Raw genomic sequence first — 19874 nt, forward strand, 5'->3', positions numbered from 1 at the left:
ACCGTTCGACGACGCCAAAGCCTATTTGCTAGAGTGCATCGCTCCCATGACTCGGAAGTCAGTCCTGCAATGCTGCCGCGCGCCGAACAGAAACAACAAACCCGAAACGCCCTGATGGATGCAGCCCGTCATTTGATGGAGTGCGGCAGGGGATTCGGCAGCCTGAGCCTGCGCGAAGTCGCCAAGACCGCCGGCATCGTACCTACCGGCTTCTACCGGCATTTCGACGACATGGACCAACTGGGCCTGGCGCTCGTCAGCGAAGTCGGCCAGACCTTCCGCGAAACCATCCGACTGGTACGCCACAACGAATTTGTCATGGGCGGCATCATTGATGCCTCGGTGCGGATTTTCCTCGACGTGGTCCACGCCAACCGCTCGCAGTTCCTGTTCCTGGCCCGCGAGCAATATGGCGGTTCGCTGCCAGTGCGCCAAGCCATCGCGAGGCTGCGCGAGGACATCAGCTCGGACCTGGCCGCCGACCTGGCGCTGATGCCGAAACTGCAGCACCTGGACCTCGCAGGCCTGAACGTGATGGCAGATCTCATCGTGAAAAGCGTTTTCGCCACCCTGCCGGACATCATCGACCCGCCCGCCGAAGCACTTCCCGAACACCTCACCCCCCAGGCAAAGATTACCCAGCAACTGCGGTTCATCTTCATCGGCCTCAAGCATTGGCGCGGATTGGGCAGCACCGAGTAACCGCGAAATGCCCTCCTGTGGGAGCGAGCCTGCTCGCGAAGGCGGCGGGTCAGATACATGAGTGTCGACTGAGCCACCGCTTTCGCGAGCAGGCTCGCTCCCACAATGCCGCATCCGCCGCAAAACAGTGCGCCCCACCACGACACGCACCAACATGGCACGCCCAAGCCCCCATCCGGCAACGCCACGCTAGCCATTTCCTACATCCCCTTCGATTGGCAAGGCCCTTGCTCTAAACACAGCATTGTTCAAGGCTGGAAGCACTCCAATGCTGGTGATTCACCGCAGAATCGACATTCAACCGGGCTGGGACGCCGAATTGCACCTGACCTTCGATGCCCGCAGCAAAAGCCGCCTGCGCTGTTTCAGTGCCGAGGGAGAAGACGTCGGGCTGTTTCTCGAGCGAGGCCAACCGCCGTTGCATGACGGCGAATACCTGCAGGCCGAGGATGGGCGCATCGTGCGAGTCTGCGCCCGCCCCGAGCAATTGCTGCATGTGACCTGCGCCAACGCATTCGAACTGACCCGAGCGGCCTACCACTTGGGCAATCGCCATGTCGCCCTGCAAGTGGGCGATGGTTGGCTACGCCTGTTGGATGATTACGTGCTCAAGGCGATGCTCGAACAACTGGGCGCCACCGTCGAATCCATCGAGGCTCCGTTCCAGCCGGAACACGGCGCCTATGGCGGCGGCCATCATCATTCCCGGCACGGCGACGAGGACTTCAACTACGCGCCGCGCCTGCATCAATTTGGCGTGCGCACATGAACCCGGCCTGGGCGCTGTTGCGCCTGGCCAGCCCACAACTGCCGATTGGCGGCTACAGCTATTCCCAAGGGCTGGAAATGGCGGTGGATAACGGCCTGATCAAGACGCCCGACGACGCACGCCGCTGGATAAGTGACCAGATGCTGCTGAACCTCGCACGGTTTGAAGCGCCCTTGCTCCTGGCCCATTGCAGCGCTGCCGCGGCCAACGATTGGGACGCGCTGCTACGACTTTGCGAACAGCACCGTGCCAGCCGGGAAACCCGCGAGCTGTACCAGGAAAGCCGGCAGATGGGCTACTCGTTGCAGCAATTGCTTGCGGGCCTGCCGGAACTCGACAGTGCGGCACGCCATTTTCTCGAGCAGCGCAGCGAACCACACCTGGCCCTGTGCTGGGCCCTGGCGGCCCGCGCCTGGAATATCACGCCAGGAGATGCCCTCGCCGCCTGGTTGTGGAGCTGGCTGGAAAACCAACTGGCGGTGCTGATGAAAACCCTGCCCCTGGGCCAACAAGCCGCCCAGCGCCTGACCAGCGAATTGCTGCCGCTGCTGCAACAAGCCCAGCACACCGCCTCGAACATTGATCCCGACCATTACGGCAGCGCCGCGTTTGGCCTGTCCCTGGCGTGCATGGCCCACGAGCGCCAGTACAGCCGCCTGTTCCGTTCCTAGGAGACACACATGAATACACAACCCTTGCGCGTAGGTATCGGTGGCCCGGTGGGTTCTGGCAAGACCGCATTGACCCTGGCCCTGTGCCTGGCCCTGCGCGAACGCTACAACCTGGCGGTGGTGACCAACGACATCTACACCCGCGAAGACGCCGACTTCCTGGTGCGCAACGAAGCCTTGGCGCCGGAGCGGATCATCGGCGTGGAAACCGGCGGCTGCCCGCACACGGCGATTCGCGAAGACGCCTCGATCAACCTCGAAGCGGTGGATCAGTTGAACCGGCGCTTCCCCGGCCTGGACCTGATCCTGGTGGAATCCGGTGGCGACAACCTGTCGGCAACCTTCAGCCCCGAACTGTCCGACCTGACGATCTACGTGATCGACGTCTCGGCCGGCGACAAGCTGCCACGCAAGGGCGGGCCAGGCATCTGCAAGTCCGACCTGCTGGTGATCAACAAGATCGACCTGGCACCGCTGGTGGGCGCGTCCCTGGAGATGATGGACAGCGACACCCGGCGGATGCGCAACGGCAAGCCGTTCGTGTTCAGCAACCAGAAGACCGGCCAGGGCCTGGACGACATCATTGCCTTCATCGAACGCCAGGGCCTGCTGACCGCAGCCTGATTTTTCCAACGGATAACAAGGAAGCTCATTCATGACCCTCAAACGCCTCTTCGGCGCCCTCGCGCTACTGCTCACCCCGGCCCTGGCCTTCGCCCACCCCGGTCATGGCGACAATGGCCTGATCGCCGGCCTCGGCCACCCCATCGGCGGACTCGACCATTTGCTGGCGATGCTGGCAGTCGGCTTGTGGGCTGCACAACAACAAGGCGCCGCGCGCTGGGCGCTGCCGTGCACCTTCGTCGGCACAATGCTGCTTGGCGGCCTGCTGGGCTTCGAGGGCCTGGACCTGCCGGCGCTGGAAAGCGGCATCGCCGGCTCCGTTCTCGCCTTGGGCCTGGCGGTGGCGCTGGCGGTGCGTCCGCCGCTGGGTCTGGCAGTCGGCGCGACGGCGCTGTTTGCGCTGCTCCACGGCGTTGCCCATGGCTTGGAATTGCCGGACATGTCGAGTCCTTGGGCCTATGCGGCTGGGTTCGTCGCAGCGACGGCGGCGCTGCATGGCGCAGGCTTTGCGCTGGTGCGGCTGCTGCCACGCGCGGCGGCGCCCTTGGTGCGATTGGCCGGGGCGGCTTCGGCGGCGACTGGGGTCTGGTTGTTGGCGGGTTGATTCTCTAGCGCCCAGCCGGCCCTCATCGCGAGCAAGCTCGCTCCCACACATTGATCGGTGTGCGCCCCACCCTGTGGGAGCGAGCTTGCTCGCGATGACGGACTTACAGGCGTCATCTCTCTGGAGTCGGTCACTCTGCTACCATGTCGCGCATTCGCCCCCGCTGTGACGACGTCCGCCAATGCCCGATGCTTCCCGCTCCGCCTCTTTGCCTGAACTGACCACCTTGTTCACCACGGTGCGCCAGCATTTTCACGACGTGATCGTGCCGATGTGGCAAGGCCCGGGCTGGAATGCCGAACTGGCGTTGCCCTATGAATCCCTGGATGCCGAACACACGCCGCTGCCGCCCCAGCGCTACCGGGCGATGGCCTGTGCGCGGCAGTTGTATGTGTTCGCCAGCCTGATTGGCGAAGTGCCCCGGGCCGAGGAACGGGCCAGCGCGCTGTTCCGCTCGCTGCAGCGGCATTTCCACGATGCCGAGCATGGCGGCTGGTTCTACAGCATCGATCCGCAGGGCGCGCCGCTGGACACCGGCAAAGACCTCTACACCCACGCGTTCATCCTGTTCGCCTGCGCCCACTACTGGGGCAAGGTCCGCGAGCCGTTGGTGGAATCGACGTTGAACGCCGCGCTGGAAGTGATCACCCGACGCTTCGCGACCGGCGACGGCCTGTACGAAGCCAGCCTCGGACGAGACTGGTCGACCTGCCAATCCGGCCCGCTGCAAAATCCGCTGATGCACTTGGCGGAGGCCTTCCTTGCGGTCCTTTCGGTGCGCGACGACACCCATGTCCGCCAAGCCTTGCTGAGCCTGTGTGACGCCATGTCCAGGCAATTCGTGGACCCTGGGCAGAAAGTCATGATGGAAAAACCGCTCAAGGCTGTGGATAACTGGTTCGAGCCGGGCCATCAGTTCGAATGGTATTTCCTGCTGGCGTCATCGCCCTTGTTGCGCGGCGGCAAACTGCACGCGGCGCTGGAGTTCAGCTTCAGCCTTACTGAAGAACAAGGTGTCGATCCGGATGGCGGCGCCGTCTGCGCGATGCTGGGCCTGGCGCCGCAGACACCCCCACGCGACGCCACTCAACGCATCTGGGCCCAGGCGGAATACCTGCGGGCGTTGACGCTGCGTTCGGGCAGCGACAGTGCCTTGCTGCGACAGCTGCAAGCGTTGCAGCAGCATTTCCTGCATCCCCGTGGCTGGAATGAATGCCTTGACGCCGATGGCAATGTCAGTCGCCGGGACATGCCGTCCACCACGCCGTATCACCTGCTGACCTGCTATCGCGGCCTGGCCGACTACCTGGCGTAACACGTTCCGTGGCGAGGGAGCTTGCTCCCGCTGGGCCTGTAGGAGCTGTCGAGCGAAGCGAGGCTGCGATCTTTCCCAGAGACTTGAGTCTCAAAAAGATCGTCCGAACGCGGCCCGAGCCTTCGCCAGCTCCTACACAGCTCCTGTAGGAGCTGTCGAGCGAAGCGAGGCTGCGATCTTTCCCAGAGACTTGAGTCTCAAAAAGATCGTCCGAACGCGGCCCGAGCCTTCGCCAGCTCCTACACAGCCAAGCGGGAGCAAGCTCCCTCGCCACAACAGCTCATCATTTCCAGCTCAAGTACGTCAGCGGTCAGGCCTTGTTGCGCTCAATGGCAAAACCAGCCCAGGTCTGGCTCACCGGCATCAGCTCCAGGCTGTTGATGTTGATGTGTGCCGGCGTGTTGAGCACCCAGAAAATCGTATCGGCGATGTCCTGTGGCTGAATCGGCTCGGCGCCAGCGTACGTCGCGTTGTAGCGCTCCTGGTCGCCGCCAAAGCGCACCAGCGAAAACTCGCTCTCGCACAGACCCGGCTCGATGTTGCTCACCCGCACGCCCGTGCCCTGCAAATCGCAACGCAGGTTGAGGGAAAACTGTTTGACGAACGCCTTGCTCGCGCCGTAGACGTGGCTGCCCGGATACGGGTAGTTGCCGGCAATGGAGCCCAGGTTGACGATCCCGGCCCCACGGCCATGGGCGATCAGGCGCGGCAGCAGCAGGCGTGTGCTGTAGATCAGGCCTTTTACGTTGGTATCGACCATGGTGTCCCAATCGTCGAGGTCGCATTTGGGCGCCGGGTCGACGCCCAGGGCCAGGCCAGCATTGTTGATCAGCCCGCGCAGTTTGGCGAAGGAGGGCGGCAGGTTGGCGATGGCCTCTTCCATGGCCTTGCGATCACGCACATCCAGTACCAGGCCATGGACTTCGGTCTGCTTCGACAGCTCGGCACAGAGGGCATCGAGGCGCTCTTCACGACGGCCGGTCAGCACCAGCTTCCAGCCTGCCTCGGCAAAACGACGGGCACAGGCTTCACCAAAACCGGACGTCGCGCCAGTGATAAACAGGGTGTCAGACATCGTGTTCTCCTTGCTTGGGCTTCAAACAGCCATTGGATTGAAATCGGCCCACAGCATGCCCGGCCTGGCCCGCCAGGGGCAAGGCTTGATCCACCGCTTTAGCGCCTTCCTGTTCAAAAAACGATCAATCCGCCCCGGGCCTTGCCCGACAAGGGCCGCAGCGGATTGCCCGCACGTTATCCACAGGCACGTCCACAGTAATCGGGGGCAACTGAAAACGCTGGAAGCCGCTGTGCATAAGGCTTTGCGGCGATTTTGGAAGTTTTTTCGCTTGACCTTGCAAGTAAGGTTGTGCAGCACGAGTTATCTGCTATAAGCCTCCGCTCAATGCTAGATGGCTCCAAGCCAGTAACGACGGCCTTCAGCGCGGTCTTTCCAGAGTTTAATCACAGACTTATCCACAGGTCTGCCCACAAGGTTTCAACCCCATTTCCCTGCCCATAAAACTGTTGACAACAGCCACTCTCGCTTGACCAAAAACGCCTGATCAAAAAACGATCACAGCCTTGCAAGCCACGTTTTAAAAGGCCTCCAGCCAGCTACTCCCACGTTATTCACAGCCAGTTCCACAGCAAACGGGGACAAGTCAAAACTGTGACAAAACAACTGTTTGCGGCGACTTTATGTCGCGGTTTAGCAGGGGGCTGGGATTGTTGTCCACAAATCCTAAAACCCTACAAATCCCCTTGTGGGAGCGAGCCTGCTCGCGAAAGCGGTGGGTCAGTCGATATTCATGTATCTGACAGATCGCCTTCGCGAGCAGGCTCGCTCCCACAGGGGGTTTGTGTGTTCTGGAGGAATGAAAAAACCGGCGATTTCTCGCCGGTTTCCTTCATTGCAACGACCGCCTCAATGCCCGCCCAGATACGCGTTGCGCACCTCTTCGTTGGCCAGCAGTTCCTTGCCCGTGCCGGTCAGGCGGATTTCCCCGTTGACCATCACATAGGCCCGATCCGACAGCTTGAGGGCATGGTTGGCGTTCTGCTCCACCAGGAAGATGGTCATCCCGGTGGACGCCAATTCCCGCAAGGTGGCGAAGATCTGTTTCACCACGATCGGCGCCAGCCCCAGGCTTGGCTCATCGAGCAGCAACAACTTCGGCCGGCTCATCAATGCCCGGGCAATGGCGAGCATTTGCTGCTCGCCGCCGGACATGGTCATGGCCCGCTGGTTGCGTCGCTCCTTGAGGCGTGGGAACAATTCGAACATGCGCTGCATGTCTTCGTTGGCGTATTTGTCCCCGATGGGGATGGTGCCCATCAGCAGGTTTTCCTCGACAGTCATGTCCGGGAATACCCGCCGCCCTTCCGGTGACTGCGCGATGCCGTTGGAGGCGATGTAGTGCGACGACTTGTGGGTGATATCCACGCCCTGGTAGATGATCTGCCCACTCGCCGCCCGCGGCTGGCCGAAGATCGACATCAACAGCGTGGACTTGCCGGCCCCGTTGGAGCCGATCAGGCTCACGGTTTCGCCTTCGTCGATGTGCATCGAGACTTTCTTCAGGGCCTGGATCGGCCCGTAGAACACGTCCAGCGCCTTGAGTTCGAGGATTGGTCCACTCATACCAGCTCCTCTTCATCGGCACCCAGGTAAGCCGCGATCACCTTCGGATCGTTGCGAATCGCCTCGGGACCGCCCTCGGCGATCACGTTGCCGTGGTCCAGCACCACGATGTGATCGGAAATGCTCATTACCATGCCCATGTCGTGTTCGATCAGCACCACGGTCAGATCGTGCTCGTCGCGCAGCAGCCGGATCATCGCGCTCAGCGCTTCGGTTTCCTGAGGGTTGAGGCCGGCGGCCGGTTCGTCGAGGCAGATGATCTGCGGACGCGTGCACATGGCCCGGGCGATTTCCAGGCGGCGCTGCTGGCCGTAGGAAAGCTCACCGGCCAGGCGGTTGGCGCAATCCACCAGGTCCACCACTTCCAACCAATAGAACGCATGGTCCAACGCATCGCTTTCAGCCTTGCGGTAGCCCTTGGTGTTGAGGATGCCCGCCACCAGGCTGCGATTGACCCACATGTGCTGGGCCACCAGCAGGTTTTCCAGCACCGACATTTCCTTGAACAGGCGAATGTTCTGGAAGGTGCGCGCCAAACCGGCGCGGTTTACCAGATGGGTGCCGCCGAACATCTTGTAGTACAGCCGGCTGCCGAAGGATCTCGGCGAGACGAAGTCAGTCGGACGGAATGCTTCGCCCAACAGCTTGATCACATTGGTCTGTTCACCCCGCACATTGAGTTCGATCTTGCCGCCCGAAGCCTTGTAGAAACCGGTCAGGCAGTTGAACACCGTGGTCTTGCCTGCGCCGTTAGGGCCGATCAGGGCGAAGATCGAGTTGCGCTTGACCTGCAGGCTGACATCACTGAGGGCCTTGATGCCACCGAACTGCATCATCAGGTTTTCGACTTTGAGTACGACTTCGCTCATGGCGCTACCCCCTTGCGCGGCGTCACACCGGTACGACTGATACGGATCAGGCCGCGCGGGCGCCAGATCATCATCAACACCATCAACACGCCGAACAGCAGCACCCGGTATTCGGAGAAGCTACGCAGCAGCTCCGGCGCCACGGTCAACACGAAGGCGGCAATCACCACGCCGACCGTCGAGCCCATGCCACCCAGCACCACGATCGCCAGGATCAACGCCGACTCGAAGAAGGTGAACGACGACGGATTGACGAAGCCCTGGTAGCTGGCGAAGAACACACCCGCCAGCCCGGCGGTGGAAGCACCGAGGGTAAACGCCGAGAGCTTGACCAGCACGTGGTTCAGGCCCATGGAGCGGCAGGCGATTTCATCTTCGCGCAGGGCTTCCCAGGCGCGGCCGACCGGCATGCGCGTCAGGCGATGCTTGATATAGAGCACCAGCAGCACGGTGATGAACAGCACGATGTAGATGAACAGGAATTTGATATTGGGGTTGTAGTCGATGCCGAAGAACTCATGGAACGGCACCCCGCCATCCTTCGCGCGCCTGCCGAACTCCAGGCCCAGGAAGGTCGGTGAAGGCACCGGCATGCCATTCGGCCCGCCGGTGAACGACAGCCAGTTGTTCAGCACCAGCCGGATGATCTCGCCGAAGCCCAGGGTCACGATGGCCAGGTAGTCCCCGTGCATTCGCAACACCGGGAAGCCCAATATGCACCCTGCCATCGCCGCTGCGATGGCCGCCAGTGGCAATACGGTCCAGAAACCCAGCCCCAGGTATTGGTAGCCCAGCGCAAGACCATAGGCACCGATGGCATAGAACGCCACATAACCCAGGTCGAGCAGCCCGGCCAGGCCAACCACGATGTTCAGGCCCAGGCCCAACAGTACGTAGATCAGCCCGAGGATCACCACCGTCAGCACGTATTTGTTGGCGAAGAACGGAAACACGATGGCGATCACGATCAGCGCCGGGATGATCCAGCGCAGCCGCGACTTGTAGTCCGGCGGCAGCACATGCACGCCGGAGCCGGTACTCTCGAAACCCTGGAGAATCTTCAGCCCCTTGGGGGTTTGCAGGAACAGGCTCAGGGCAAAGCGCCCGACCATCACGATCGCCACCAGCCAGCCCACGCGGGCAGGCTGCAGGTTGAAACTGTAGCCGTCGAGCACCACGCCGACGATCGGCCCGAACACGATCAGCGAGATCAGACCGGCCAGGATCGCGTCGATGACGCTCTTCTTGATATCAAGCGGTTTATTGGCAGCAGACATACTTACACCTTCGCCACGAGTGGGCGACCCAACAGGCCTTGGGGACGGAAAATCAGAATCAGCACCAGCAGCGAGAAACTGAATACGTCTTTGTAGTCGGAGTTGATCAGACCGGAGAACAGCGACTCGGAGATCCCGAGGATGATCCCGCCGAGCATCGCCCCAGGCAGGGAGCCGATGCCGCCGAGCACCGCCGCGGTGAACGCCTTGATGCCGATGATGAAACCGGCATAGAAGTCGAACGTGCCGTAGTTCATGGTGATCAGCACACCGGCCAGGGCCGCCATGGCCGCACCGATGATGAACACGTAGGAAATCACCCGGTCGGTGTTGATCCCGAGGATCGAGGCCATCTTGCGGTCTTGCTGGGTGGCGCGGCACATGCGGCCGAGCTTGGTGTACTTGATGATGTAGGTCAGCAGCGCCATGCCGGCGAATGCGGCGATCAGGATGAAAATCTTGGTGTAGGTGAGCTGTACGAAACCGCTGCCGATGTCGACGCGCATGGCGCCTTCAAGCAGCGTTGGTACACCCTGTTGGCGGGCGCCCTGGCTGATCTGTGCGTAGTTCTGCAGGATCAGCGAGATGCCGATGGCGCTGATCAGCGGTGCCAGGCGGGTGGAGTTGCGCAGGGGTTTGTAGGCGACGCGTTCGATGACCCAGCCATATACCCCGGTGACCACGACCGTGAACACTAGGGTGCCGAGGATCATTAGCGGAAAGGATTCAATACCGAAGTAAGCCAGCAGAGCCAGACTGATTGCCGCGAGGTAAGCGGAAATCATGTAAACCTCGCCGTGGGCGAAGTTGATCATGCCGATGATGCCGTAGACCATTGTGTAGCCGATGGCGATCAGACCATAGACCGACCCGAGGGTCAGGCCATTGATCAGTTGCTGCAGGAAAATACCATCCATAACGCAATCTCACGCAGTGAGAACCTGCACACCCAAGGGCGCGCGGTTCTTCTAAGGAAAATACAGATTTACGTCGGAGCAATGTCAGGCGCGACCGGCAAGCGCCCCTGGAAAACCGGGAAATGCCCGGCCTCCAGAGGGGCTTGGACGGTCGCTTCAGCCCTTACTTCTGTTTTTCCAACTGGTGGTATTTGCCATCCTTGTCCCACTGGTAGACCACGTAGTCGGAGACTTTCAGGTCGCCCTTGGCATCCCAGGTCTTTTCGCCCATGACGGTTTTCACCGGGTTGGCTTTCAGCCACTTGGCAGCGTCTTCGCCCTTGTTGGACTTGGCGCCGTTGAAGCCGGCGGCCAGGGCCTGAACCGACGCGTAGGCGTACAGGGTGTAGCCTTCAGGCTCGACGCCCTGGGCACGGAACGCGTCCACCACAGCCTTGCTGTCTGGCAGCAGGCGTGGGTCGGCGCCGAAGGTCATGTACACGCCATCGACGTATTGCGCGCCGCCAGCGGTGGTGACCAGTTCGTCGGTCACGATGCCGTCATCGGACATGAATTTCACGTCCTTGAGGCCTTGTTCGCGCAGCTGGCGAACCAGCGGGCCGGCTTCCGGGTGCAGGCCGCCGAAGTAGACCACGTCGGCACCGGCCGAACGGATCTTGGTGACCACGGCGCTGAAGTCTTTTTCGCCACGGGTCAGGCCTTCGTACAACACGGGGTTCACGCCACGCTTGGCCAGCTGTGCCTTGGTGGCATCCGCCAGGCCTTGGCCGTAGGTGTCCTTGTCGTGCAGCACGACGACTTTCTTGCCCTTGAGCACGTCGACGATGTAGTCGCCAGCCACGATGCCCTGCTGGTCGTCACGACCACACATGCGGAACATCGCGCTCAGGCCACGCTCGGTCACGGCCGGGTTGGTCGAACCGGGGGTCATGGCGATGATGCCGGCTTCGTCATAGACTTCGGAGGCCGGGATGGTGTTGGACGAGCAGAAGTGCCCAACCACACCGATTACCTTGTCCTGGTCAACCAGGCGGTTGGCCACGGCCACGGCCTGCTTGGGTTCGCAGGCGTCGTCGCCGGCAACCAGTACGATCTTCTCACCGTTGATGCCGCCCGCCTTGTTGATGACATCGGCCGCTGCCTGCGCACCTTTCATGTACTGCTCGCCAAACGCAGCGTTGGCGCCGGTCATCGGCCCCGCCACACCCAATTTCACATCGGCTTGAGCAAACGCAGAAACACCCAGCGCAGTTGCCACTGCGAGGGCTAGGAAACCTTTCTTGTAAAACGTCTGGGACATGAGGTGGTGCTCCAAGGTTTTTTTTAGTTGGCACTGCGACTTCACTTCACTGAAAAGCTCAGAGCAAGGGCCGTGCCATCGGTTTTTTATTCTGAAAAAAGTCGCTGCTTTATTGTTATTTCGACTGTTTCGGGCCCTTTTTCACAGGGCGTGCAACCGTCTAAACCGCACGAGGTGCAACCTTATTTACAAGTAGGTGAAACCCTCCATGAGCCATCATTGCAACCACTACGCGAAACGGCGTGCAACCACTGTGTAACAACCTGCGTCACCGAACTGCACACTGTCGGTGCAGGGCTGCTACAACCCGCACCATAACAGGCTAGACGCTGGGCGGGAAAACGCCGCAGACCGTAACACTTTTCAACAATCAGATGACGATTCGCAAGCACTGGCCTGCGTGATACAGCGAAAAGCCCGCTTCATACAGGCAACTACGCAAGCCAACCCCGGCCAAAGGCTGCATGGGCGCGAAGGGAATCGGCAAGGCCTTGGCATCGCCATGGCACAGGTAATCGGCAAAGGCCTTGCCGACCACGGTGCCGGTGGTCACCCCCCGGCCGTTGTAGCCAGTAACGGCCACCAGGCCGGGTGCCGGCTCGAACAGGCGCATAAGGTGATCGGGGGTAAAGGCAATGCAACCGGTCCAGGTGCATTCCCACTCCACCGACTTGAGATAAGGGAAATAATGCTGCTGCACCCGATCGGCCCAGGCCTTGAGGAACCAGGTGGGCTTGCGATTGCCGTTGCCCAGGCTGCCCAGCAGCAAGCGCCCGTCCTTGTCCCGGCGAATGCTGCTCAGCACCTGGCGAGTGTCCCAGGAACCCTGCCCGCCCGGCAGGATGCGGCGGGCGGCCTCGTCGTCCAGCGGGACCGAGGCAACCTGATAGTAATAGCCGGGGAAGAAGTTACGCCGCAGTTCGGTCCAGTCGCCCTCGGTGTAGGCGTTGGAGGCGATCACGACTTGCTCGGCCAACACCGAACCCTCGGCGGTCTGCACCGACCAGCGCTGGCCCTGGCGTTCCAGGCGCGTGACAGGCGAGTGATCGAACAACTGGGCACCAAGATCCCTGGCAGCCTTGGCCAATCCACTGGCATAGGCCATCGGATTGAGCGTGCCGGCCCGTCGGTCGAGCAGCGCGGCGGCGATCTTGTCGGTGCCAGTGGCATCGGCACAGGCTTGGCCCGTGAGTAATTCAACCGGGGCGCCACGGCGTTTCCACTGTTCCTCGCGGCTGCGCAGGTCCGCCTCGCCCCGGGCGTTATGGGCCATGTGCAAGGTGCCTTCGCGGCGCAACTGGCAATCGATGTCGTACTTGTCGACAAGGCTGAAAACCAACGCCGGCGCAGCGCCCAGCATACGGTTGAGCTGACTGCCCACCGCTTCGCCGAAGCCGGCCTCGATCTCGTCCGGCGGGATCCACAGGCCGGCGTTCACCAGCCCGACATTGCGCCCCGACCCACCGTGCCCGGCCCGATGCGCCTCCACCACCGCGACGCGCTTGCCCTGCTCCAGCAAATGCACCGCCGCCGACAACCCGGTGAAGCCCGCCCCGATAATGCAGACGTCCACCGTGACCTCGCCGGTGAGCGCAGTGTTTTCAGGCCTTTGTGGCGTCAGCTTTTCCCACAGACATTCTTTGCGTAACGGCATTGCCAGCTCCTGGTCAGGAGCAGCTGCAAGGGGCAAGCCACAAGCTGCAAGCTGATTTTGCTTGAGGCTTGCAGCTTGTGGCTTGAAGCTGCTTAATCGAAAGTAATCCCCTGCGCCAACGGCAACTCCAGCGAGTAGTTCACGGTGTTGGTCTGGCGGCGCATGTAGCCGCGCCACGCGTCGGAGCCGGATTCGCGACCGCCGCCGGTTTCCTTTTCGCCACCGAAGGCGCCACCGATTTCCGCGCCGCTCGGGCCGATGTTGACGTTGGCGATGCCGCAGTCACTGCCCACCGCCGACATGAACTGCTCGGCTTCACGCACGTCGGTGGTGAAGATGCACGACGACAGGCCTTGGGGCACGGAGTTGTTCAGGTGCAGCGCTTCGGCGAAATCCTTGTAGCCGACCACATAAAGGATCGGCGCGAAGGTTTCGTGACGCACCACGTCGCTCTGCTCCGGCATCTCGACGATGGCGGGCGAGACGTAATAGGCATTCGGGAACAGGTCTTCGAGCTGGCGCTTGCCACCAAATACCCGCCCGCCTTCACTCAGGGCCTGCTCCAGCGCGTCCTGCATGTTCTCGAAGCTTTGCTTGTCGATCAGCGGCCCCACCAGATTGCCTTCCAGTGGGTGACCGATGCGCACCTTGGAATAGGCAGCCTTGAGGCGGGTGACGATTTCTTCCTTCACCGATTCATGGGCGATCAGCCGGCGCAAAGTCGTGCAACGCTGGCCGGCGGTGCCGACGGCGCTGAACAGGATGGCGCGCACGGCCATGTCCAGGTCAGCGCTCGGGGCCAGGATCATGGCGTTGTTACCGCCCAGCTCGAGGATGCTGCGGGCGAAACGCGCCGCGACTTTCGGCGCCACTTCGCGCCCCATGCGAGTACTGCCGGTGGCGCTGATCAACGCCACGCGCGGGTCGTCGACCAAGGCTTCGCCGGCATCGCGGCCGCCGATGATCACTTGGCTCAAGTACGGCGGCGCATCACTGAAATTGTTCAGCACGCGCTCGAACAGCGCCTGGCACGCCAGGGCGGTCAGCGGCGTCTTCTCCGAAGGTTTCCAGATCACCGAGTTGCCGCAGACCAGGGCCAGCGTGGTGTTCCAGGCCCAGACCGCCACAGGGAAGTTAAAGGCGCTGATCACACCGACCACGCCCAGGGGGTGCCAGGTTTCACGCATGTGATGGCCAGGACGTTCGGACGCGATGGTCAGGCCGTACAACTGGCGGGACAGGCCGACGGCGAAATCGCAGATGTCGATCATCTCCTGCACTTCGCCCAGGCCTTCCTGGGTGATCTTGCCCGCTTCCCACGACACCAGCTCGCCGAGGTCGGCCTTGTATTCACGCAACAGGTCGCCGAACTGACGCACCAGCTCGCCACGGCGGGGCGCCGGCACCTTGCGCCACAGGTCGAACGCATGCTCCGCCCGACTGACCTGCTGCTCGACTTCAGCAGCGCCTTCCCAGCTCACCGCACCGATGCGACTGCCATCGATGGGCGAATGCACAGGCTGTGTGCCGTTCCGGTACAGGGCCGGGGCGACGCCGAGACGATCAAGCAATGCAGCAACCATGGGTAAATTCCTCAAGCGAAAGACAATGGGTTGGCAGCCGGGCGCACACGGCTGATCAGACCTGTAGTTGTAGCTGGCCCGAGACTTGCCAACAAACGACCTTTAAGCGAGATATCATTCCGTTTATTCATGCTGACCTGATTACGGGACAAGCAGAGCGACCAGAACCAAGGCCCCGTCATGCTCAATAAACGTTATTTGCCGTCGATCACGGCGTTGCAGTGCTTCGAAGCGGTGACCCGTCACCTGAGCTTCACCCGCGCCGCCGAAGAGCTGAACTTGACCCAGAGCGCCGTCAGCAAACAGGTCGCGCAGCTGGAAGAGCTGCTGCAGCACCTGCTGTTCCGGCGCGTGCGTCGACGCTTGCAACTGACCCCCGCTGGCGATCTGTACTTGGGAGAAGTACGAAAAATCCTCACCCAAGTCGAGATGTCGACTCATTACTTGCGATCCTACGGAGGCGACACCGAAGTACTACGAGTCTCCACGCCGCCGACATTCGGTGCCCGCTGGCTGGTCCCACGCCTCAAGGGCTGGCGCCTGCGCCATCCGAGCATTCACCTGGATCTCTGCAGCGAGCAGGAGGCGGACGACTTGCAGCAGGGGCGCAGCGACCTGGCGTTCTATTTCGGCCAGGCCTCACGGCCCGGGACTGAGTCCTTGAAGCTGTTCGGCGAAGAACTCGTACCCGTCTGCGCACCGGGCAGCCTGCCGGAGCAGCCTTTCACCGATCCTACGCAACTGACCGATCTGGTCCTGTTGCAAAACGCCTCGCGACCGCAGGCCTGGCACGACTGGTTCGATGACCAGGGCTACCACACCGAACACAGCTACCACGGGCCGCGCTTCGAAACCTTTTACATGTGCATCCGCGCCGCCCAGGTCGGCTGCGGCGTTGCGCTGCTGCCGAGGTTCCTGGTGGAGGAAGAGCTGGCCGACGGAAAACTGGTCATCCCCTGGCAACATGCGATGCCCAGCACCAACGCCTATTACCTGGCGTATCCGGAGCATTCGGCGGAGGTGCCCAAGGTGCGGCTGTTCGTGGAGTGGATGTTGGAGCAGATTGACGGCCCGGAAGCACCGCAATAGCCAGCCAACGCAAAGCCCTGTGGCGAGGGGATTTATCCCCGCTGGACTGCGCAGCAGTCCCAAAAAAAGATGGGACGCTACGCGTCCAGCGGGGATAAATCCCCTCGCCACAAATGACTCTCCTCAGAACAGAGCGCACCGCGAGCAAAAAACACTGGCAATACCCATGAGTGTTATGCGCCACTAGCCCTTTCACCCTGAACTGCCATGCGCCGCTGCCGCCGCAGCTACTTGTCTGGAGATTGCCGTTATGAGCGAGAGCGTGTTTGCCGATCGCATCGTGCAGAACCTGCTCGACACCGACTTCTACAAACTGACGATGATGCAGGCGGTGCTGCATAACTACCCCAACGTCGAAGTGGAATGGGAGTTTCGTTGCCGTAACAGCGAGGACCTCCGCCCGTACCTGGCGGAGATCCGCTTCCAGATCGAGCGCCTGGCCGAGCTGAGCCTGAGCGCAGACCAGTTGAGCTTCCTGGAGCGCATCAGCTTCATGAAACCGGATTTCCTGCGTTTCCTGGGCCTGTTTCGCTTCAACCTGCGCTACGTGCACACCGGCATCGAGAACGGCGAGTTGTTTATCCGCCTGCGCGGGCCGTGGCTGCATGTGATCCTGTTCGAGGTGCCATTGCTGGCCATTGTCAGCGAGGTGCGCAACCGCTATCGCTACCGTGAAATTGTCTTGGAACAGGCGCGGGAACAGCTTTATCGCAAGTTCGACTGGCTGAGCGCCAACGCCAGCGCCGATGAACTATCCGAGCTGCAAGTGGCCGACTTCGGCACCCGCCGTCGGTTCTCCTACCGAACCCAGGAAGAAGTAGTGAACGTGCTCAAGCACGACTTCCCCGGACGCTTCGTCGGCACCAGCAACGTGCATCTGTCCCGGGAGCTGGACATGAAACCCCTGGGCACCATGGCCCACGAGTGGATCATGGCCCATCAGCAACTGGGGCCTCGGCTGATCGACAGCCAGATCGCCGCGCTCGACTGCTGGGTCCGCGAATACCGAGGCCTGCTGGGCATAGCACTGACCGATTGCATCACCATGGACGCCTTTCTGAAAGACTTCGATCTGTTCTTCGCCAAGCTGTTCGACGGCTTGCGCCATGATTCGGGCGACCCGGTGGTCTGGGCCGAAAAAGCCATCGCCCACTATCACCAGCTGGGCATCGACCCAATGAGCAAGACCCTGGTGTTTTCCGACAGCCTGACATTGCCCAAATGCCTGGAGATTTTTCGGGCGTTACGTGGTCGCATTAATGTGAGCTTTGGTATCGGGACCAACCTGACCTGCGACATTCCAGGCGTGGAACCCATGAGTATCGTGCTTAAAATGATCAGCTGTGACGGGCAACCCGTGGCCAAGATTTCAGACGAGCCCGGCAAGACCCACTGTAAGGATCCAAATTTCGTCGCCTACATGCGACATGTTTTCCAAGTACCTGCCGCCCTTTCTGGCACATCAAGCAAGGAGTGAATTCATGCAAGCCGTACAGCGTGAGATAGCTGAACAGCTCAAGGTCCAGCCACCGTTCGCCGATGACGCCGCCCTCAAGGCCGAAATCGCTCGCCGGGTGAGCTTCATCCAGGATTGCCTCGTCAATTCAGGGCTCAAGAGCCTGGTGCTGGGTATCAGCGGCGGCGTTGATTCGTTGACCGCAGGCCTGTTGGCCCAACGTGCCGTGCGTGAGCTGCGGGAAAAAACCGGCAACGCGGCGTACAAGTTCATCGCCGTGCGCCTGCCGTATGAAACGCAGTTCGACGAGCACGAAGCCCAGGCTTGTGTCGATTTCATCGAGCCGGATGAGCGCCACACGGTCAACATCGGCCCGGCGGTCAAGGCGCTGGCCAAGGAAGTGCTCGCATTCGAAGGCAAGGGGCCGGGCTCGCGGGATTTCGTGCTGGGCAATACCAAGGCGCGGATGCGCATGGTGGCGCAATACACCATCGCCGGCGCTGAGCAAGGCCTGGTGATCGGCACCGATCATGCGGCTGAAGCGGTCATGGGTTTTTTCACCAAGTTCGGTGACGGCGCCTGCGACCTGGCCCCGCTGAGCGGGCTGGTGAAAAACCAGGTCAGGGCGATTGCCCGCGACTTTGGTGCACCGGAATCATTGGTGGAAAAAGTCCCCACCGCCGACCTCGAAGACTTGTCGCCGGGCAAGCCGGACGAAGCTGCCCATGGCGTGACCTACGGCGAGATCGACGCGTTCCTGCACGGCCAACCGATCCGCGAAGAAGCCGCGAAGATTATTTGCGACACCTATCGCAAGACCGAGCACAAGCGCGTGATGCCGTACGCGCCATGACTGCCATTCGGTGGACAGTCCCCTGTGGGGGGCCTTGACCACCATTTGGCGGGCAGTCCCCCGTGGGAGCGAGCTTGCTCCCACAGGGGTCGGGTATTTACCAGGTATAAAAAAAGCGCCCTGCACGGGGGCGCTTTTTTTGTGCCTGAAAATTGATTACTTCAGGGTTACCGTGCCTTTCATCATCGAGATGTGGCCTGGGAACGAGCAGAAGAAACCGTACTTCTCGGAAGCGCTGAGTTTCGACACGTCGAAGGTCACCGAATCTTTCTCGCCGGCACCGATAATCTTGGTGTGGGCAATGATGCGGGCATCGCCTTCCTTCAGGTAGTTCTTGTCGATACCGGCGCCCAGGCCGTCGGTGGCGATCGGCTGCATGTCAGCCTCTTTGCTCAGCACCCAGTTATGGCCCATGACGTTCTTCGGCAAGCTGCCGGAGTGAGTCAGCTCAACGGTGAAGGTCTTGCAGCTCTTGTCGATCTCGATGGCCTTGGTGCTGAAGGACATCTGGTCGGTCGAATCGATGGTGGTCGTGCACTCCGCTGCCATCAGTTGGCTGCTAGCCAGTGTCAACAGGGAAACTGCTACAAGTTTGGCGAACATCATGAATCTCCAAGGCATGGTTAACAAAAATCCGTCAAAGGGGAAGACTGCCTGATTTTCCGGCAAGTTCCTATGACCTGTGTCAAAGATTGTATACAACTTAAGCCTATCAGCCTGATGGACAGAATCAACCAGCCATAAGTATGACGCGCCCCTATGATCAGCCCCATCACCTACTGGAGCGATCGTCATGAACTTAAACAGCCTGTTGTGCAGCTTGCTCGCCGCCTACGCCTGCGGCGCCAGCGGCACCTATGAAAAACCTCGCCGCGAGGTTTGATTTCCTTGCGCATTAGCGGGCAGGCTTTACTCTGGACCGGTTACCGACCATGGAGTAAAGCATGTCCATCGCCTCTGTTTGTGTATTTTGCGGCGCCAGCACCGGCAGCCACCCAGCCTATCGCGAAGCCGCCCAGGCCCTGGGGCGGGCGTTGGCGGAACGAAAGCTGACCCTGGTCTATGGCGGTGGCGCGGTGGGCCTGATGGGCATCGTCGCCGATGCGGCCCTCGCGGCGGGCGGCGAAGTGATTGGCATCATCCCGCAGAGCCTGAAGGACAAGGAAATCGGCCACAGTGGCCTGACGCGCCTGGAAGTGGTGGACGGCATGCACGCGCGCAAGGCCCGCATGGCCGAACTCAGCGATGCCTTCATCGCCCTGCCTGGCGGCCTCGGCACCTTGGAAGAGTTGTTCGAAGTCTGGACCTGGGGCCAACTCGGCTACCACGGCAAACCGCTGGGTCTGTTGGAAGTGAACGGCTTCTACAGCAAGCTCACCGGCTTTCTGGATCATATCGTCGGCGAGGGTTTCGTCCGTGCGCCGCATCGTGACATGCTGCAAGTGAGCGACTCACCGCAAAACCTGCTCGACGCACTGGACGAATGGCAGCCATCGATCCAGCCGAAGTGGGCCGAACAAAAACCCAACTAACGTCTCGACCCCGATACA

The 19874-nt window shown here is 61.3% G+C and carries 19 protein-coding genes; 10 read left to right on the plus strand and 9 right to left on the minus strand.

All coding sequences use genetic code 11. From position 1 onward, the window contains the following. The first annotated feature begins 69 nt into the window (after nt 1-69). The 6 genes from M8Q45_RS21695 (at nt 70) to M8Q45_RS21720 (ending at nt 4685) form a co-directional block, all read left to right on the plus strand. Nucleotides 70-702 (plus strand): TetR family transcriptional regulator, encoded by a 633-nt coding sequence (locus M8Q45_RS21695; protein ID WP_249876340.1) that lies wholly within the window; start codon nt 70-72, stop codon nt 700-702. A gap of 268 nt (nt 703-970) precedes the next feature. Further along, a complete protein-coding gene (gene ureE / locus M8Q45_RS21700; protein ID WP_030140127.1) occupies nt 971-1471 on the plus strand; it encodes an urease accessory protein UreE in 501 nt (166 codons plus the stop codon). Continuing rightward, the gene (locus M8Q45_RS21705) at nt 1468-2142 is read left to right on the plus strand and encodes an urease accessory protein UreF (protein ID WP_249876341.1); all 675 of its coding nucleotides are present in this window, start codon (nt 1468-1470) and stop codon (nt 2140-2142) included. The genes ureE and M8Q45_RS21705 overlap by 4 nt, the downstream gene beginning before the upstream one ends. A 9-nt stretch (nt 2143-2151) precedes the next feature. Continuing rightward, nucleotides 2152-2766, plus strand: coding sequence for an urease accessory protein UreG (ureG, locus tag M8Q45_RS21710; protein ID WP_003197309.1), 615 nt, complete (start codon nt 2152-2154; stop codon nt 2764-2766). A 31-nt stretch (nt 2767-2797) separates the two neighbouring features. Next, a complete protein-coding gene (locus tag M8Q45_RS21715) occupies nt 2798-3370 on the plus strand; it encodes a HupE/UreJ family protein (protein WP_249876342.1) in 573 nt (190 codons plus the stop codon). Nucleotides 3371-3551: 181 nt separating this feature from the next. Further along, nucleotides 3552-4685: an AGE family epimerase/isomerase gene (locus M8Q45_RS21720; RefSeq protein ID WP_249876343.1), complete on the plus strand. Its 1134-nt coding sequence runs from the start codon at nt 3552-3554 to the stop codon at nt 4683-4685. 310 nt (nt 4686-4995) lie between these two features. On the opposite strand, the gene M8Q45_RS21725 is transcribed toward M8Q45_RS21720, so the two are convergent. The 8 genes from M8Q45_RS21725 to amaB form a co-directional block, all read right to left on the minus strand. Then, nucleotides 4996-5760: an SDR family oxidoreductase gene (locus M8Q45_RS21725; RefSeq protein ID WP_030140131.1), complete on the minus strand. Its 765-nt coding sequence runs from the start codon at nt 5758-5760 to the stop codon at nt 4996-4998. Nucleotides 5761-6609: 849 nt separating this feature from the next. After that, a complete protein-coding gene (locus M8Q45_RS21730) occupies nt 6610-7326 on the minus strand; it encodes an ABC transporter ATP-binding protein (protein WP_249876344.1) in 717 nt (238 codons plus the stop codon). Continuing rightward, nucleotides 7323-8195 (minus strand): ABC transporter ATP-binding protein, encoded by an 873-nt coding sequence (locus M8Q45_RS21735; RefSeq protein ID WP_249876345.1) that lies wholly within the window; start codon nt 8193-8195, stop codon nt 7323-7325. The genes M8Q45_RS21730 and M8Q45_RS21735 overlap by 4 nt, the downstream gene beginning before the upstream one ends. Beyond that, the gene (gene livM, locus M8Q45_RS21740) at nt 8192-9472 is read right to left on the minus strand and encodes a high-affinity branched-chain amino acid ABC transporter permease LivM (RefSeq protein WP_181287366.1); all 1281 of its coding nucleotides are present in this window, start codon (nt 9470-9472) and stop codon (nt 8192-8194) included. The genes M8Q45_RS21735 and livM overlap by 4 nt, the downstream gene beginning before the upstream one ends. 2 nt (nt 9473-9474) lie before the next feature. Further along, complete coding sequence (locus M8Q45_RS21745; RefSeq protein WP_053181516.1) at nt 9475-10389, minus strand: ABC transporter permease subunit; 915 nt, start codon at nt 10387-10389, stop codon at nt 9475-9477. Between the two features lie 163 nt (nt 10390-10552). Further along, nucleotides 10553-11689 carry an ABC transporter substrate-binding protein gene (locus M8Q45_RS21750; protein WP_249876346.1) on the minus strand — a complete coding sequence of 379 codons (1137 nt, stop codon included), beginning with the start codon at nt 11687-11689 and terminating at the stop codon, nt 10553-10555. Between the two features lie 370 nt (nt 11690-12059). Beyond that, nucleotides 12060-13343 carry an L-pipecolate oxidase gene (amaA, locus tag M8Q45_RS21755; RefSeq protein WP_249876347.1) on the minus strand — a complete coding sequence of 428 codons (1284 nt, stop codon included), beginning with the start codon at nt 13341-13343 and terminating at the stop codon, nt 12060-12062. A gap of 92 nt (nt 13344-13435) precedes the next feature. Further along, entirely contained in the window at nt 13436-14926 is a 1491-nt protein-coding gene (gene amaB / locus M8Q45_RS21760) for an L-piperidine-6-carboxylate dehydrogenase (protein ID WP_249876348.1), read from the minus strand. Between the two features lie 180 nt (nt 14927-15106). Between amaB and M8Q45_RS21765 the strand changes: the two genes are divergently transcribed. The 3 genes from M8Q45_RS21765 to nadE all read left to right on the plus strand — a co-directional run bounded on the left by M8Q45_RS21765 (nt 15107) and on the right by nadE (nt 18324). Continuing rightward, nucleotides 15107-16015, plus strand: a complete 909-nt coding sequence (locus tag M8Q45_RS21765) for a LysR family transcriptional regulator (protein WP_249876349.1) — start codon at nt 15107-15109, stop codon at nt 16013-16015. Nucleotides 16016-16265: 250 nt separating this feature from the next. Beyond that, nucleotides 16266-17492 carry a nicotinate phosphoribosyltransferase gene (gene pncB, locus M8Q45_RS21770; RefSeq protein WP_249876350.1) on the plus strand — a complete coding sequence of 409 codons (1227 nt, stop codon included), beginning with the start codon at nt 16266-16268 and terminating at the stop codon, nt 17490-17492. Between the two features lie 4 nt (nt 17493-17496). Next, nucleotides 17497-18324 carry an NAD(+) synthase gene (gene nadE, locus M8Q45_RS21775; protein WP_249876351.1) on the plus strand — a complete coding sequence of 276 codons (828 nt, stop codon included), beginning with the start codon at nt 17497-17499 and terminating at the stop codon, nt 18322-18324. 156 nt (nt 18325-18480) lie between these two features. Here nadE and azu read toward each other — a convergent pair whose 3' ends face one another. Continuing rightward, nucleotides 18481-18927 carry an azurin gene (gene azu / locus M8Q45_RS21780; protein WP_030140142.1) on the minus strand — a complete coding sequence of 149 codons (447 nt, stop codon included), beginning with the start codon at nt 18925-18927 and terminating at the stop codon, nt 18481-18483. A 341-nt stretch (nt 18928-19268) separates the two neighbouring features. Between azu and M8Q45_RS21785 the strand changes: the two genes are divergently transcribed. Next, nucleotides 19269-19856: a cytokinin riboside 5'-monophosphate phosphoribohydrolase gene (locus M8Q45_RS21785; RefSeq protein ID WP_249876352.1), complete on the plus strand. Its 588-nt coding sequence runs from the start codon at nt 19269-19271 to the stop codon at nt 19854-19856. Nucleotides 19857-19874 lie beyond the last annotated feature (18 nt).

Origin of the sequence: Pseudomonas sp. T1.Ur, from assembly GCF_023516725.1 — a bacterium.
Taxonomy (GTDB): Bacteria; Pseudomonadota; Gammaproteobacteria; order Pseudomonadales; family Pseudomonadaceae; genus Aquipseudomonas; species Aquipseudomonas alvandae.